The organism is Pseudomonas sp. VEM90 (assembly GCF_054611535.1).
The window spans coordinates 62719-78401 of record NZ_JBTRAR010000022.1; the positions used below are offsets into that span (position 1 = coordinate 62719).

Annotated in this window: 13 protein-coding genes and 1 riboswitch; of the genes, 2 read left to right on the forward strand and 11 right to left on the reverse strand. The window is 63.0% G+C overall.

Annotation, left to right across the window (positions count from 1 at the left end):
- Positions 1-38 precede the first annotated feature (38 nt).
- The gene (locus ACYCCG_RS20025; protein ID WP_176683132.1) at positions 39-1496 is read left to right on the forward strand and encodes an AhpA/YtjB family protein; all 1458 of its coding nucleotides are present in this window, start codon (positions 39-41) and stop codon (positions 1494-1496) included.
- A gap of 264 nt (positions 1497-1760) precedes the next feature.
- Here ACYCCG_RS20025 and ACYCCG_RS20030 read toward each other — a convergent pair whose 3' ends face one another.
- The 9 genes from ACYCCG_RS20030 to ACYCCG_RS20070 all read right to left on the reverse strand — a co-directional run bounded on the left by ACYCCG_RS20030 (position 1761) and on the right by ACYCCG_RS20070 (position 11151).
- Positions 1761-2471: a PqiC family protein gene (locus tag ACYCCG_RS20030; RefSeq protein ID WP_176683131.1), complete on the reverse strand. Its 711-nt coding sequence runs from the start codon at positions 2469-2471 to the stop codon at positions 1761-1763.
- Positions 2472-2643: 172 nt separating this feature from the next.
- Positions 2644-4902 carry a DNA topoisomerase IV subunit A gene (gene parC / locus ACYCCG_RS20035; protein WP_014859646.1) on the reverse strand — a complete coding sequence of 753 codons (2259 nt, stop codon included), beginning with the start codon at positions 4900-4902 and terminating at the stop codon, positions 2644-2646.
- A gap of 13 nt (positions 4903-4915) precedes the next feature.
- Positions 4916-5434, reverse strand: coding sequence for a retropepsin-like aspartic protease family protein (locus tag ACYCCG_RS20040; protein WP_176683129.1), 519 nt, complete (start codon positions 5432-5434; stop codon positions 4916-4918).
- Positions 5431-6417 carry an esterase-like activity of phytase family protein gene (locus ACYCCG_RS20045; RefSeq protein WP_209969703.1) on the reverse strand — a complete coding sequence of 329 codons (987 nt, stop codon included), beginning with the start codon at positions 6415-6417 and terminating at the stop codon, positions 5431-5433. Before ACYCCG_RS20045 ends, ACYCCG_RS20040 begins: the two co-directional genes overlap by 4 nt.
- Positions 6414-8318 (reverse strand): DNA topoisomerase IV subunit B, encoded by a 1905-nt coding sequence (gene parE / locus ACYCCG_RS20050; protein ID WP_176683127.1) that lies wholly within the window; start codon positions 8316-8318, stop codon positions 6414-6416. Before parE ends, ACYCCG_RS20045 begins: the two co-directional genes overlap by 4 nt.
- 35 nt (positions 8319-8353) lie before the next feature.
- Positions 8354-8962 (reverse strand): YqiA/YcfP family alpha/beta fold hydrolase, encoded by a 609-nt coding sequence (locus ACYCCG_RS20055; protein ID WP_209969701.1) that lies wholly within the window; start codon positions 8960-8962, stop codon positions 8354-8356.
- Positions 8963-9204: 242 nt separating this feature from the next.
- Positions 9205-10005, reverse strand: a complete 801-nt coding sequence (gene cpdA / locus ACYCCG_RS20060; RefSeq protein WP_209969699.1) for a 3',5'-cyclic-AMP phosphodiesterase — start codon at positions 10003-10005, stop codon at positions 9205-9207.
- Positions 10006-10090: 85 nt separating this feature from the next.
- Entirely contained in the window at positions 10091-10543 is a 453-nt protein-coding gene (locus ACYCCG_RS20065) for a DUF1249 domain-containing protein (protein WP_176683124.1), read from the reverse strand.
- Positions 10534-11151 carry an NUDIX domain-containing protein gene (locus ACYCCG_RS20070; protein ID WP_021783858.1) on the reverse strand — a complete coding sequence of 206 codons (618 nt, stop codon included), beginning with the start codon at positions 11149-11151 and terminating at the stop codon, positions 10534-10536. Before ACYCCG_RS20070 ends, ACYCCG_RS20065 begins: the two co-directional genes overlap by 10 nt.
- Positions 11152-11336: 185 nt before the next feature.
- On the opposite strand from ACYCCG_RS20070, the gene ACYCCG_RS20075 reads away from it, so the two are divergent.
- Positions 11337-12083: an RsiV family protein gene (locus tag ACYCCG_RS20075; protein ID WP_176683123.1), complete on the forward strand. Its 747-nt coding sequence runs from the start codon at positions 11337-11339 to the stop codon at positions 12081-12083.
- Here the strand turns inward: ACYCCG_RS20075 and cytX are convergent.
- Together cytX and thiC are read right to left on the reverse strand one after the other, a co-directional pair.
- Entirely contained in the window at positions 12052-13335 is a 1284-nt protein-coding gene (gene cytX, locus ACYCCG_RS20080; protein ID WP_332730669.1) for a putative hydroxymethylpyrimidine transporter CytX, read from the reverse strand. The genes ACYCCG_RS20075 and cytX overlap by 32 nt on opposite strands.
- 144 nt (positions 13336-13479) lie before the next feature.
- Positions 13480-15360: a phosphomethylpyrimidine synthase ThiC gene (gene thiC, locus ACYCCG_RS20085; protein WP_021783856.1), complete on the reverse strand. Its 1881-nt coding sequence runs from the start codon at positions 15358-15360 to the stop codon at positions 13480-13482.
- Between the two features lie 154 nt (positions 15361-15514).
- Positions 15515-15621: riboswitch (TPP riboswitch) on the reverse strand.
- Positions 15622-15683: the final 62 nt, after the last annotated feature.

Here is a 15683-nt window from a genome sequence, read left to right on the forward strand (position 1 = left end):
TACTCCCCCCACTTTCATGCCATTAAGAGCCGAGCTCTGTGAACCGGCCCACGCCAGTCAAACCAGACAACTTCTTCCTGATGATCTATCGCGCCCTGAGTCAACGTCGCGTGCCGCTGGCACTGCGCATCGCCTGCACCAACATTTTCCTGGTGGCGCTGGCGCTGGTGATCTACGCCTGCGTGATGGGCCTGCAGTTCAAGCAGGCCATGCATGAGCAGGCCGATGCCCTGGGCCAGAGCCTGACCACCCAGACTGCCACATCGGCAACCGAGCTGCTGGTGTCCAACGACATCCTCAGCCTCAACGTGCTACTGGGCAACCTGGTGAAAAACCCGCTGGTGGCCCATGCGGCAATCTACAGCGTGGATAACCGCATCCTCGCCGAAGCTGGCCAGCGCCCGCGCAACAGCCTGCTGGGCGAGGCCGAAGGCCTGTACCAGACCAAGATCACGTTCCAGGACGTGATGGCCGGGCAACTGCGCATCAGCCTGGACATGAGCCAGTTCCAGCAGCCGATGCTGATCAGCCTGCAGAGCATGGGCATTCTGGCCGCCATCCTGCTGGCCCTGGCCTTGGCCCTCAGCTTGCGTCAAGGCCGCTTCATCACCCTGCCACTGCTGCAGCTGCGGGTATGGCTGCGCGACCCGCAGCCCTATACCCCGGCCACCGACCGCCAGGACGAGATCGGCGACATCGCCCGACAGCTGCATGCACGCCTGGCCCCGCCTCCGCCACCAGAGCCGGAGCCCGAGGAAGAAGACGACGAGCAATTCGACGACCTGCACGCAGCTGCCCCGGCACCCAAGGCCGTACCGCGCACCAAGGTCGCCCTGGAAGACGAAGATGACGACGCAGCCTTCGCCGGCCTGCTGGACGACGACACTGCACCCAAGGCCGCCGCAGAGGTCGAGTCCGACGAGCCGCAGTACAGCGCCGTACTTGCCGTGCAGCTGGGCTCGCAGGAGCAACTGCGCCGCCTGCCACGTACACGCCTGGACGAGCTGACCGAGCGCTACCGCGATTGCCTGGAGCACGCGGCTTCGCTCTATGACGGCGAAACCCACACACTGAACGACGGCAGCACCCTGGTGCTGTTCCACAGCCGCGAATGTGGCGAGGACTACCTGACCAACGCCATTTGCTGTGGCGAACTGTTGCGCGCCCTGGGCCACGCCTTGCAGATCGAGGTAGCCGACAGCGGCATCACCCTGCAACTGCAGCTAGGCCTGGTCTTGGGCAACGACCTGCATGGGCTGGAACTGGTTGACCTGCTGATTGCCGAGAAAGTCCAGGATGCCCTGGCGCTGTCGCAGCACAGCCGCAACCTGTTGCTGGTAGAGCGGCAGATCAACGATGACGCCCTGATTCGCCAGCGTGCGCGTATTCGCCCGATCGCCAGCCCCGAAGGCGCGTGCTGTGTGGAGCGCCTGATGGAGCCCTACCCGTCAATGCTGGAACGGCAACTGGCGCGCATGCATGAGCACCGCGCCTGACAGGCATACGCTGCATCTACAGCGTATGTCTTGAGCCAGGCTGGTTGCCTTGCGATCACGTGCCTGGCGCAAAAGCCAGCCAATAGCGCAAACACCGGTAGGAGCGGGTTTACCCGCGAATACGGTGGCGGCAGCAACGGTGAACGGCGGGTGGAAATTGGCCACCAGGGCCGGCCTCTTCGCGGGTAAACCCGCTCCTACGAAGACCGGCAGATACAAAAAAGCCCGCAGCGAATGCGGGCTTTGTCGTATCTGGCCGTTTGATCAGAACCGATAAACTTCCATATCGGTGCGAATCGGCGAGGCCATCGGGATTTTGGGTTTCTCCGGCCCTTTCTTCACCTGCTTCGGTGCAGCGGACTTTTTCGGTGCCTCTTCGGCAATCGCCGGCTGGTTGGCCAGCGGCTTCACCGCTGTGCTCAACTGTTCGGCCAACTTCTGCAGCAGTTGCCCCTGGGCCTGCACCTGCGACGACTCACTGCCCTCGTGCTGTTGCTCGAGGTGAATGATGCGGTTGTCACGCACATGGCCACGGCGGTCCAGCAAACGCCACTGGGCATCCAGGATGGCCGGCTGGTTCTTGCCCGAGTCCAGGCGAGTGATCGACAACAGCACTTGCACGTCCGGGGTGAAGCCTTCGGTCGCCGGGGCCAGTACTACGCGCTGGCTGTCCAAGCGCCAGGCCAGTTGACGCACCAGCAGTTGGTCGATATCCGATGAAAGGCTACCAGCCCAACGACCGTCGGTCGCCGCGCTCAGGCTGCCATCAGCTTGACGCTGCAGGAACGTCTCACGCTGAAGATAATCGGCCACCGATACCGGGCCGAGTACAACGGCCATACCCGCACTCTGCGAAGGCTGACCAGGATCACCACTGTCGAGCTGATACAGGGCAACCGGCTGATGCATGGTGCACCCGCCAAGGCCCAGCAGGCCAGTCATCAACAGCGCAAATGGAAGGCGCAGAAATTTCATCATCCCATCCAGGCGGCTGCCACAAGGCACACCGCAGTGATACATGTATATTCAAACGGGCACACGGCTACGCCGGCACCGCAAGGGGCATATCATCCGCGAAATAACCGTACGACTCCAGCATTTCTGCCCGAAACGGCGTTGAAATTGCCGTTCCAGGCATTACAACCGGTTATGTCGGCACCTCCACCTGCAACCCATCGACACGCTGGAACCCGCGTGGCAGCTTGCTGCCGCGCCGACCGCGCTCGCCCTTGTAGTGTTCCAGGTCGTCCGCCTTCAAAGACAGGGTACGCTTGCCGGCCTGCAATACAAGGGTCGCACCTTCGGGAATCACGGCTAGATCGGTCACAAATTCTTCACGGCTGGCCACCCGGTCACCCGGCACGCCAATGATCTTGTTGCCCTTGCCTTTACCCAACTGTGGCAAGTCGCTGACCTTGAACACCAGCAGGCGGCCTTCGGTGGTCACCGCCGCCAACCAGTCCTGCTCGCGATCAGCCACTGGGCGCGGGGTCATGACCTTGGCCCCGTTGGGCAAGCTGAGCAAGCCTTTGCCGGCCTTGTTCTTGGCCTGCAGGTCCTCACCCTTGACCACAAAGCCGTAACCGGCATCCGAAGCCACCACGTACAGCGCGTCGTCGTCAGGCAACAACACACATTCGAAAGTCGCCCCCGGTGGCGGCGTCAGACGGCCAGTCAGCGGCTCACCCTGGCCACGCGCCGATGGCAGGCTGTGGGCGGCCAGCGAGTAGCTGCGCCCGGTCGAATCGATAAGCACGGCAAACTGGTTGGAACGCCCGGCCGCGGCAGCCTTGAAGCCGTCGCCGGCCTTGTAGGAAAGGCCAGTGGCGTCGATATCGTGGCCCTTGGCGCAGCGCACCCAGCCTTTCTCCGACAGCACCACGGTGACGGGCTCGGTCGGCATCAGCTCGTTTTCCGACAGCGCTTTGGCTTCGGCACGCGCTACGATCGGCGAACGACGATCATCGCCATAGGTTTCGGCATCCTTGATCAGCTCGCTGCGCACCAGCTTGCGCAGTTTGGCCTCGCTCCCCAGCAGGGCCTGCAGCTTGGCTTGCTCCTTCAGCAACTCATCCTGCTCACCGCGGATCTTCATCTCTTCCAGGCGCGCCAACTGCCGCAAGCGGGTCTCGAGGATGTAGTCGGCCTGGATCTCGGTCAGCTCGAAACGCTCGATCAGGGCCTGCTTGGGGTATTCCTCGGTACGGATGATGTGGATCACTTCATCCAGGTTGAGGAACGCGGTGAGTAAACCGTCCAACAGGTGCAGACGCTTCTCGACCTTATCCAGACGGTGCTGCAGGCGGCGACGAACGGTATTGGTGCGGAACTCCAGCCACTCTACCAATATGGTTCGCAGGTTTTTCAACTGCGGACGGCCGTCCAGGCCGATGATGTTCACGTTGACCCGGTAGGTGCTTTCCAGGTCAGTGGTAGCGAACAGGTGCTGCATCAGCTCGTCGACATCCACGCGGTTGGAACGCGGGATGATGACGATACGGCACGGGTTTTCGTGGTCCGACTCGTCGCGCAGGTCGGCGACCATCGGCAGCTTCTTGGCCTGCATCTGCGCGGCAATCTGCTCCAGCACTTTGGCCCCGGAGACCTGGTGCGGCAGCGCCGTGACGACGATGTCGCCATCTTCGACGCGGTACACGGCGCGCATGCGGATCGAGCCGCGGCCGCTTTCGTACATCTTGAGAATTTCTGCCCGCGGCGTAACGATCTCTGCCTCGGTCGGGTAATCCGGCCCTTGGATGTGCTCGCACAACTGCTCGATGGTCGCCTTGGGCTCATCGAGCAGTCGCACACAGGCACTGGCCACCTCTCGCAGGTTGTGCGGCGGCACATCGGTGGCCATGCCCACGGCGATACCGGTGGTACCGTTGAGCAGGATGTTGGGCAGGCGCGCGGGCAGCACGGCCGGCTCCTGCAACGTGCCGTCGAAGTTCGGCACCCAGTCCACGGTGCCCTGGCCGACTTCGCTGAGCAGCACTTCAGCGTAGCGCGACAGCCGCGCCTCGGTATAGCGCATGGCGGCGAACGACTTCGGATCATCCGGCGCACCCCAGTTACCCTGGCCATCGACCAGGGTGTAGCGGTAGCTGAACGGCTGCGCCATCAGCACCATGGCCTCGTAGCAGGCCGAGTCGCCATGGGGATGGAACTTGCCGAGCACATCACCGACGGTACGCGCCGACTTCTTGTGCTTGGCATCGGCATCGAGCCCCAACTCGCTCATGGCATAGACGATGCGTCGCTGCACCGGCTTCAGGCCGTCGCCGATGTGCGGCAGGGCACGGTCCATGATCACGTACATGGAATAGTTGAGGTAGGCCTGTTCGGTGAAGTCAGCCAGCGAGCGGCGTTCGACGCCGTCCAGGCTGAGTTCCAGTGAGTCGCTCATGCGGGCCTCGTCATTATTTCAGGTTCTGGCGCAGCAGCATGGTGCCACCGCGCTGGGTAAATTCAAGTTGTTGCAGGGCACTCATGCCCAGCAGTACGGTGGGGCCGTCCAGGCCCGGCACCACGATGGCGCGTACGTTCTGCAGGCGGATATCGCCCAGTTGCAGGCTGGCCAAGCGCGTGCGGTAGCCTTCGGTGCGGCCGTTGGCGGTGCTCAGTAGCACGGGGCTACCGCGCTCCAGGCTCAGTTCACGAGCCAACGCCTCCGGGATCGCCACGTCGGTGGCGCCGGTGTCGAGCATGAAATGCACCACCTGCCCGTTGATGGCACCATCCACCACGAAGTGGCCCTGGCCATTACTCAGCAGGCGCACTTCGATATAGCCTGCACCATGCTCGGATTGCACCTGGCTGTTGGGGTTACGCTGGCTGTCTTCCCACTGGCCGAAAAAGCGCGTGGCAAGAAACAGCGCCGCCGCCCAGGCGACGATCATCAGCACCCTGCCCGCGCGCTTGCCCGGCGCCTGGCTCATGGTTTGGCGCTCCAGCCGCCTTGCGGTGCGTCGAAGCGCCAGACGACCGGGCGGGTTTCGCCATCGGCTCGGGCGCTGTTGTTGTTGTCCAGGCCAATCCAGGCACCCTTGGCATCGATCACCAGTGCTTCGGCCAGGCCAAACGGCTGCGCGTAACGCCGTGACTCGACCAGCGCATCGGCAGCGAACGACCAGCAACGCTCGACCTTGCCACTGTCGGCATCACGCCGGCACACCCGGTAGGCGTTACGTTCTAGGGTAAACAGCTTGCCCTCGAACCAGGCCAGGTCCGCGAAGTCGCGCGACAGGGCCCGGGCATTGGGCATTTGCGCCGGTTGCATCTCGACCCCAGCCTCGCTCAGCAGCACGCAACTGCGCCCGCAAGTCCATACCGACTGCCGGCGCTCAATGGCCACCAGGCCACGGCGCTCACGCTCGGCGGCCAGCCACAGGCGGTCGCCCGCCGGGTTGATCGCCACACCTTCGAACAGGGCATTGAAGTTCAGCAGCATGCCGCTTGCCCGGGCCTGGCGCACCATGGCCGAGTCGATCCTCAACCAGTCCGGCTCGCCTTCCAGCGGCAATTGCAGCACCGCGGCATGCGCCTCGCTGACCAGATAGAGGTTACCCGCCTGATCACAGGTGATACCTTCGAAATCCAGCTCGCCACCGCGAATGTATGATGCCGCCCAGTTGCGCGACTTCAACCCCCATGGCAGGCCGCTTTCCGGGACAGCCGGCGGGGTGAAGGTAAGCGGCTGCGCGCGCCAGGTGGGGTTCTGCTGATCGAAGCGGTAGATACGGTCGTCGTCACGATCGGACACGCCCCACAACCCGCCCCGGCATTCCACCAGACCCGAAAGGTTGCCACCGCGCATACCGTCGATCGGGTGCTCGGCTCTCATCTTCAGCTCTGGCCAGTTGCCCGCCAGGCAAGGCAGGGCAACCAGCGCCAGGCAAACGGCAAGGACTTGCCGAATCAAACCATGACCTCGGCCAGGTTGCCCTTGGTTTCCAGCCAGCTCTTGCGGTCACCGGCGCGCTTCTTGGCCAGCAGCTTGTCCATCAGCTCGCAGGTAGCTTCTACATCGTCCAGGGTCAGTTGCACCAGGCGCCGGGTGTTCGGGTCCATGGTGGTTTCGCGCAACTGCGGCGGGTTCATCTCGCCCAGGCCCTTGAAGCGTGTTACCTGAGGCTTGCCACGCTTCTTCTCGGCCACCAGGCGGTCGAGGATGCCGTCACGCTCGGCTTCGTCGAGGGCATAGTAGATTTCCTTGCCCAGGTCGATGCGGTACAGGGGCGGCATGGCCACATAAACATGCCCAGCCTCGACCAGTGCCCGGAAGTGTTGAACGAACAGCGCACACAGCAGTGTGGCGATGTGCAGGCCGTCGGAGTCAGCGTCGGCGAGGATGCAGATCTTGCCATAGCGCAGTTGCGCAAGGTCGGTGGCACCCGGATCGACACCAATGGCCACGGCAATGTTGTGCACTTCCTGGCTGGCCAGGACTTCGCCACCGTCCACTTCCCAAGTGTTGAGGATCTTGCCGCGCAGCGGCAGGATGGCCTGGAATTCCTTGTCCCGCGCCTGCTTGGCCGAACCACCGGCCGAGTCACCCTCGACCAGGAACAACTCGGCACGCATCGGGTCCTGGCCCGCACAATCGGCCAGCTTGCCGGGCAATGCCGGGCCCTGTGTGATGCGCTTGCGCTCGACCTTCTTGCTGGCCTTGAGGCGGCGACCGGCGTTGCTGATGGCCAGTTCTGCCAGTTGCATGCCCAGCTCGGGGTGGGCGTTGAGCCACAGGCTGAAAGCATCCTTGACCACGCCGGAGACGAACGCGGCGGCCTCGCGTGATGACAGGCGCTCTTTGGTCTGCCCGGAGAACTGCGGGTCCTGCATCTTCATCGACAGTACGAAGGTGATGCGCTCCCAAACGTCTTCCGGCGCCAGCTTTACCCCGCGCGGCAGCAAGTTGCGGAACTCGCAGAACTCACGCATGGCATCCAGCAGGCCCTGGCGCAGGCCGTTGACGTGGGTGCCGCCCTGGGCGGTGGGGATCAGGTTGACGTAGCTTTCCTGAATGCTGTCGCCGCCGTCGGGCAGCCACAGCAAAGCCCAGTCAACCGCTTCCTTGTTACCCGCCAGGCTGCCACAGAACGGCTCGTCGGGCAGGCGCTGGAATTCGTTGACCGAGTCGACCAGGTAGGAGCGCAGGCCATCTTCGTAGTGCCATTCGACCTTTTCGCCGCTGGCCTTGTCCTCGAAGCTGACCAGCAGCCCCGGGCACAATACCGCCTTGGCCTTGAGCACGTGCTTGAGGCGGCTGATGGAAAACTTGGGCGAGTCGAAGTACTTCGGGTCGGGGCTGAAGTACACGCTGGTGCCGGTGTTGCGCTTGCCGACAGAGCCGACCACTTCCAGCTCGCTGGCCTTGAAGCCATCGGCAAAGGTCATCTGGTATTCGTTGCCGTCACGTTTGACGCGCACGCGCACCTGGGTCGACAGGGCGTTGACCACCGAGATGCCCACCCCGTGCAGGCCACCGGAAAACTGATAGTTCTTGTTGGAGAACTTGCCGCCGGCGTGCAGCTTGGTGAGGATCAGCTCGACCCCGGACACGCCCTCTTCCGGATGGATGTCCACCGGCATGCCGCGGCCGTCGTCGCTGACTTCCAGCGAATGGTCGGCATGCAGGATGACCTGCACCGAACGCGCGTGGCCGGCCAGTGCTTCGTCGACACTGTTGTCGATGACTTCCTGGGCCAGGTGGTTGGGGCGGCTGGTGTCGGTGTACATGCCCGGCCGCTTGCGGACCGGATCAAGGCCCGAGAGGACTTCGATGGCGTCTGCGTTATAGGCGCTAGCGCTGGGATTGGCCATAGGGTCTCGTCGTCAGTCTGGTGAATGCAAAAAAGTCAAAATACAGAAAAATCGAGCGCCGCATACTGCCCACGGGCAATGCCGGCGAACGCCAGCAGTGCCGGCAGGCGCTCGGCGAAGCCCTGGAAACTGTGGTCGCCACCGGCCTGGATACGCAGGGCACAAGCACGGTAATAGCGCTCGGCGTGTCGGTAGTCCAGGGTTTCATCGGCGGTCTGCAGCCACACTTGATAGCGGTCGGCATCGGCCGGGGCCGCGACTTCCAGTTCGGCCAGGGCCTGCACGTGATCGTGGGTCAGCTCCCAGGTTTCACCGCTGTAATGATTGCGCTGGGTGCCCAGGTAACCGTCGAAATGCTTGTGCGGGGTTACCGCCGGGTTGACCAGCAGGGCCTTGAGGCCATGGCGCTCGGCCAGATGGGTGGCATAGTAGCCGCCGAGCGAACTGCCCACCAGCAGTGGCGCACCCAGTTCGGCGATGGCCGCTTCGAGCTGGGCCATGGCTTGCCGTGGGTGGTGGTGCAGGGCCGGCACTCGCAGCTGTTCGGCCAGGCCGAGCTGCTGCATGACTGCCTCCAGCTGACGCGCCTTGGTCGAAAGCGGCGAGCTGTTGAAGCCATGGATATAGAGGATGGAACCCGACATGCTGCCCCCGGAATCTGTGGCTTCGCGCCTGATAATGCGGGCGCAGGGACGCGCAGTGTAGCGCGTTCGCCGGGTTTTGGCGCCGCACAGGGGTTTTAGCAACAAATTCTTCAACAGCTTTGAAAGTGCCGGGGGTGCTTTGCGCCCCTGTCGCGACACAAGGCCGCTCTCACAGGGGTACGCGATCTCCTGTGGGAGCGGCCTTGTGTCGCGATAGGGCTGCGCAGCAGCCCCCAAAATCATCAATAGCCAGGGCTATCGAAGTCGAGCTGCACCTCGAAATCCAGCGCCCGCTCCACCCCGGTCTCCAGCCGCCCATCGGCATGCAGGCGCAACCAGCGGTACCCCGGATGCTCTTCGCTCACCTGGAAGTCTTCGCTGCGCGCCGCGAACTGAATGCAGGTCGACGGCGTGGCCAGCAGGCGCCGCCCCCCTCGGACTTCATCCCATTCCTGATGCACATGCCCCCATAACAAAGCCCGTACCTGTGGATATCCTTCAACGATATCGAACAGCGCCTGGGCATTGCGCAAGCCGATCGGCGCGATCCAGGCGCAGCCGATGTCCACTGGCTGATGGTGGAAGCACACCAGGCAATGCCGCTCGCCGGCCTCTTTCAAGGCGGATTCCAGTACGGCCAGCTGGTCATCTTGCAGAAACCCGTGGGTAGCACCCTGCACGGCGGTGTTGAGCATGACCACCCGCCATGCGCCAATATCGGTCACCGCCTGCACCAGTTCCGGCGCCACCTGCGCCATCACCTGAGCCTCGTCATGGTTGCCCGGCAGCCAGCGAGTGGGTACGGCAAACGGTGCGGTCAGCTCCCGAAACGCTTCATAGGATGCCACGCTGGCATCCTGGGACAGGTCGCCCGTGCACAGCAGCAAGTCGACAAGCGGCTGCTCGCGCCGCACCTGGGCCACCACGTGGCGCAGGCTGTCGCGGGTCTTGAGGCCCAGCATGCTGCCAGCCGGGTCAGCGAACAGGTGGGCATCGGTCAGTTGCACCACGTGCACAGGGCGGGATTGGTCTGGCGGCGACAACGGCCATCTCCTCGAATGGATTCAGCGGGGATTATGGCTGTGCGACGGTGACGAGCAAACACCCGCAACCGACTCACGTCACAATTCAGCGAACACTTGCCAGTTCGTGGCCGCAGGCCAGGCAGTGGCTAAGCCATTCACCCAGGAACAGGTTGAGCTGGGCCTTTTCGTCCGGCTGGTGCATGGCGTCGTTCGGATACGGGTAGATGCTGCGCAGGCGCCGGGTGTGTTCGGCACTGACCACTTCGGCCATACGCGCATCGTGATACACCTGCACTTCCAGGTGTGGCACTGGCAACCACGGCAGGCTGTGTTCCTGGCGCACATGCAGGGTGGTGGTGTACGGGCAGGCCAGCACCACGTCGATTACCAGCACGCCGAGCATCTGGTCGCCCTGGGTCATGCCGATGCGGCGCGAGCTCTGGGTGGTGCGCATGTCGGGCAGCAAACGCATCAGCCGGGCATAGTTGGCCTCGCAGGCTGCCTGCAGCCCGACCAGGTCAACTCGATAGCGCTCGCGCAGCAGGTTCACTTCCACATACCTCTTACTTCGTCACGGTTCAGCGCCAGCCATTGCAGGCCAATGATGGTGGCCGCATTGCAGATGCGCCCGTCGCGCACCGCCTGCAGGGCATCCTCGAACGACCACACGCGTACGCGAATGTCTTCACCCTCCTCTTCCAGGCCATGCAGCCCTCCCGCGCCCTCGCTGCTGCAACGGCCGAGGAACAGGTGAACGTATTCGTCACTGCCGCCAGGCGACGGGAAGTAGCGGGTCATCGGCCACAGGGCGCTGAAGGTCAGGCCGGCTTCTTCTTCAGCCTCGCGATGGGCGACTTCCTCGGGCTGCTCGTCTTTGTCGATCAGCCCGGCAACCATCTCGATCAGCCAAGGGTTGGCGACCTTGTCCAGTGCGCCCACGCGGAACTGTTCGATCAGCACCACTTCATCGCGCGCAGGGTCGTACGGCAGCACGCATACCGCATCGTGGCGCACAAACAGCTCGCGACTGATCTCGCGCCCCATACCACCGGCAAATAGCTCGTGACGCAGGCGTAACTTGTCGAGCTTGTAAAAGCCCTGGAAGCAATTGGCCCGCTCGATGATTTCGAAGCCCTTGGGCACAGCGTTCAACGCGTCTGACATGGAAATCCTCATTACCTCGAATACTGCTTCGCGCCATCCTACTCCGCACGCCTGTTGGTTTCATCCCTTTCCAGCAACCGCTGGCGCACTCGGGACAGCAGCCCTTCACTCTGTTAGCTTAGTGGCGAACTGAAGGCCGCGCAGACGGTCAAAGGCCGACTTTTCCCTGTTCTGCAAGGATCATCATGACACTTGTCAAACTGACTTCCGTGGCCGTGCTGGCACTCGCTCTGGGCGCCTGCCAGAGCCTGTTCACGCCCAACTACCGGGCCCCGCTCGAGGTCAAGCGCGACGCCTGGGAGCATGTCAAACCCGGCTGCAGCGAGAGCGACTGCCCGCTGGTGAACATCGACATGATCCACTTCCCGGCGCTGCCCAAGCTCGACGGCATCGTCGAAAAACGCCTGCTGCAACTGACCGAAGACAATCAGCATGGCACCGCACCAGGCACCCTGCAGGCCTACGAACAGCAATATCTGGCCAGTGCCGACAAACGTAACAGCAGCTACTTGCAAGCCAAGGTACGCGAGCAGCATGACGGGCTGGTGATCATCGAGTTGTCCAGCTACCTGGACAGCGGTGGCGCCCACGGCATGCCCGGGCGCGGCTTCATCAACTATTCACGCAAGCTGGACAAGGTGCTGACCCTGCAGGACATGCTGGTGCCCGGCCAGGAAGACACCTTCTGGAAAACCGTCGAAGAATCGCACCGTGCCTGGCTGATGAGCGTGGGTATGGACAAGGATGCCGAGTTCGTCAAGACCTGGCCGTTCAAGAAATCGCCGCACGTCGCCCTGACGTACGGCGCGGTAGTGGTCAAGTACGAGGTCTATGCCATCGCGCCCTATTCCATGGGCCACGTGGAACTGAAGATCCCCTACCCGCGCCTGAATGGCGTACTCAAGCCTGAACTGTTTCCCGGCCGCGGCTGAGGCTCAGTAACCCATGCAGCACACCTGCCAGCAGCAATGCGGGCAGGGTCGCGCCCAGTTCCGGCGCCTTGGCGGCAATCAGGTGATAGGCTACCGCCCCGGCAAACCAGGCCACCAACGCCTGCCAGTGCAAGCCATTGACCTGGGCTGGCAAACGGCGTCGACGGACCACGTAGTGGTCCATCAGCACCACACCGAACAGCGGTGCGAACACCGAGCCGATCAGCAACAGGAAGTTTTCGTACTGTGCCAGTGGCGCCAACAGGGCGATCAGGGTGCACAACACGCCGATGGCCAACGCCAGGTGCTCGACCTTCAGCGGTAGCAGCACACCGGTGGAAACCGCCGCCGAGTGAATGTCGGCGAAGGCCTTTTCCGACTCGTCCAGCAGAATAAGCAGCAGCGGAATCCCCATGCCGGCGCCCGCCAGGGCCAGCAGCAAGGCATTGACTTCGCCACTGGCGGCGAACGCCAGCGTGTACGCCACGCCCAGGCTCATCAGCCAGGTGTTACCGATGAAGTAGCCAACGACCGTACCGCCGAACACATGCTTGCCATTGCGGGCAAAGCGCGAGTAGTCCGCGATCAGCGGCAGCCAGGACAGCGGCATGGCGATGACGATATCGAAGCCAACCGCCAGCGACATCGAACCATCCCCGGCACGGTTCCACAGCTCCGCCAGGTCGGCCTTGGCGAACAGGTTCCAGGTCAGCCAGAGGCAGGCGCCCAGCAACAACCAGATGCCCCAGGCGCGCAGCACCTTGCGCACGAAGGCCAGTGGCCCGCTGACAGCCAGCAGGGTGGCCAGGGCACCGAAGCACAGGGTCCAGAGCATGGGGCTGTTCCAGGCACTTTCCTCACCGAACGCCCGTGCACCCAGCAAGCTGGCAGCATCGCGCATGACGATGATCTCGAAAGCGCCCCAACCCACCAGTTGCAGCAAGTTGAGCAGCGCCGGCAAGCGCGCGCCATGGCTGCCCAGGCTGAGTTTCAGGGTACCCATGGCGGACAGCCCAGTGTCACTGCCGATAACCCCCGCCGCACCCAGCAACAGCACACCGACACCGGTGCCCAGGGCGATGGCCAGCACCGCGCCAGCAAGGCCCAGACCTGGCGCCAGCATGGCACCGACTTGCAGCACCATCAGGCCGATGCCGAGGGAAAACCACAGTGAGAACAGGTCGCGAGCACCGAAGATGCGCTGCTGGATGGGGATTGGATGGTCGGGAGAGAACTGGCTGGGTGATGTCATTGTCATGTCCGCAGGAATGATGGTGAGTGGCATGCACCACCCTGTGGGAGCGGGCTTGCCCGCGAACACCGGCAAAGCCGGTGCCATGCACCGCAGTGCTTGCTTCGCGGGCAAGCCCACTCCCACAGGGTAAGGTGCTGCGGTTTAGACTTTGTGGTACAGCTGGCTGCCTTCCTGGCGGAACCGCTCGGCCTGCTCACGCATGCCTTGCTCGACCGTCACATCCACGGCCTCGATCTTGGCAGCGTACTCACGCACTTCCTGGGTGATCTTCATCGAGCAGAACTTCGGCCCGCACATCGAGCAGAAGTGCGCGACCTTGGCCGATTCCTTGGGCAGGGTCTCGTCGTGGAAAGCACGGGCGGTGTCCGGGTCGAGGCCCAGGTTGAACTGGTCTTCCCAACGGAACTCGAAACGCGCCTTGGACAAGGCGTTGTCGCGAATCTGTGCACCCGGGTGGCCCTTGGCAAGGTCGGCGGCATGCGCGGCGATCTTGTAGGTAATGATGCCGGTCTTGACGTCGTCCTTGTTCGGCAGGCCCAGGTGCTCCTTCGGCGTGACGTAGCAGAGCATGGCGCAACCGAACCAGCCGATCATCGCCGCACCAATGCCCGAGGTGATGTGGTCGTAACCCGGCGCGATGTCGGTGGTCAGTGGGCCGAGGGTGTAGAACGGCGCCTCGTCGCAGCACTCCAGTTGCTTGTCCATGTTCTCTTTGATCAACTGCATCGGCACGTGGCCGGGGCCTTCGATCATGCATTGCACGTCGTGCTTCCAGGCAATCTTGGTCAGCTCGCCGAGGGTTTCAAGCTCACCGAATTGCGCGGCGTCGTTGGCGTCGGCAATCGAGCCAGGGCGCAGGCCGTCGCCCAGCGAGAAGCTGACGTCGTAGGCCTTCATGATTTCGCAGATTTCGTCGAAGTGGGTGTACAGGAAGTTTTCCTTGTGGTGCGCCAGGCACCACTTGGCCATGATCGAGCCACCACGGCTGACGATGCCTGTGACGCGCTTGGCGGTCAGGGGTACATAGCGCAGCAGCACACCAGCGTGAATGGTGAAGTAGTCCACGCCCTGTTCGGCCTGCTCGATCAGGGTGTCGCGGAACAGTTCCCAGGTCAGGTCTTCTGCCACACCGTTGACCTTTTCCAGGGCCTGGTAGATCGGCACGGTACCGATCGGCACCGGCGAGTTGCGAATGATCCACTCGCGGGTTTCGTGGATGTGCTTGCCGGTGGACAGGTCCATGACCGTGTCCGAGCCCCAGCGGATGCCCCAGGTCAGCTTGGCCACCTCTTCCTCGATCGAGGATCCCAGGGCGCTGTTGCCGATGTTGCCGTTGATCTTCACCAGGAAGTTGCGGCCGATGATCATCGGCTCGACTTCCGGGTGGTTGATGTTGGCCGGAATGATCGCGCGGCCACGGGCGATTTCCTGGCGAACGAATTCCGGGGTGATTTCTTTCGGGATGTTGGCACCGAAGCTGTGGCCGGCATGTTGCTCATTCAGCAGGCCGGCGGCGCGGGCCTCCTGTAGCTTCATGTTTTCGCGGATGGCCACGTATTCCATTTCGGCGGTGATGATGCCCTGACGGGCATAGTGCATCTGCGAGACGTTGGCGCCGGCCTTGGCACGACGCGGGTTGCGCACATGGGCGAAACGCAGCTTGGCCAGCTCTGCATCGTTCAGGCGCTGCTGGCCGAAGTCGGAGCTCAGACCTTCCAGGCGCTCGGTGTCACCGCGGGCTTCGATCCACGCCGAACGCACATCGGCCAGGCCTTTGCGCACGTCGATGATCACGTCGGGGTCGGTGTACGGGCCAGACGTGTCATACACCAGCACCGGGGCGTTGGCCTCGCCGCCGAAATCGGTCGGGGTGTCATCCAGGCTGATTTCACGCATGGGAACGCGGATGTCCGGGCGCGAGCCTTCGACATACACTTTGCGCGAACGCGGGAACGGTTGTACGGACTGCTGATCGACTTGTGCCGATTCGCTGAGGTTGATCGTTTTTTCTTGTTTGGTCATCACAGGCTCTCCTGACGGCTTCCTAGCAGTGGAATGTCGGGGTGAACCTGAAACGCGCGGACGCACCCTCTTTGGGTGCAGTGCCGGATATGGGGGTGCCTGAAGCTGTATGCAGCTGTGACAATCCCGGACCTGGCACAAGAGGCTCCCCGGGAAGGTGAGCAATCTTGTTCCCTACGCAGGCGCTAACCTGATCAGGTTCAACGGGATCCGCACCTCTGCGATCTCAGCCTTTGCTTCAAGGCACCCCGACAAGAACATGCGCAGTCTAGACTGGAGTGGTCAGCAAAGCCAAGCAGGTAAATGCGCGGATGATGAAAGGC

Bases quoted from the DNA above. Each gene is read 5' to 3' on its own strand.
- ACYCCG_RS20030 (WP_176683131.1), bottom strand. From the start codon at position 2,471: ATGAAATTTCTGCGCCTTCCATTTGCGCTGTTGATGACTGGCCTGCTG.
- parC (WP_014859646.1), bottom strand. From the start codon at position 4,902: ATGAGCGACTCACTGGAACTCAGCCTGGACGGCGTCGAACGCCGCTCG.
- ACYCCG_RS20040 (WP_176683129.1), bottom strand. From the start codon at position 5,434: ATGAGCCAGGCGCCGGGCAAGCGCGCGGGCAGGGTGCTGATGATCGTC.
- parE (WP_176683127.1), bottom strand. From the start codon at position 8,318: ATGGCCAATCCCAGCGCTAGCGCCTATAACGCAGACGCCATCGAAGTC.
- ACYCCG_RS20055 (WP_209969701.1), bottom strand. From the start codon at position 8,962: ATGTCGGGTTCCATCCTCTATATCCATGGCTTCAACAGCTCGCCGCTT.
- ACYCCG_RS20070 (WP_021783858.1), bottom strand. From the start codon at position 11,151: ATGTCAGACGCGTTGAACGCTGTGCCCAAGGGCTTCGAAATCATCGAG.
- ACYCCG_RS20075 (WP_176683123.1), top strand. From the start codon at position 11,337: ATGACACTTGTCAAACTGACTTCCGTGGCCGTGCTGGCACTCGCTCTG.
- cytX (WP_332730669.1), bottom strand. From the start codon at position 13,335: ATGACATCACCCAGCCAGTTCTCTCCCGACCATCCAATCCCCATCCAG.
- thiC (WP_021783856.1), bottom strand. From the start codon at position 15,360: ATGACCAAACAAGAAAAAACGATCAACCTCAGCGAATCGGCACAAGTC.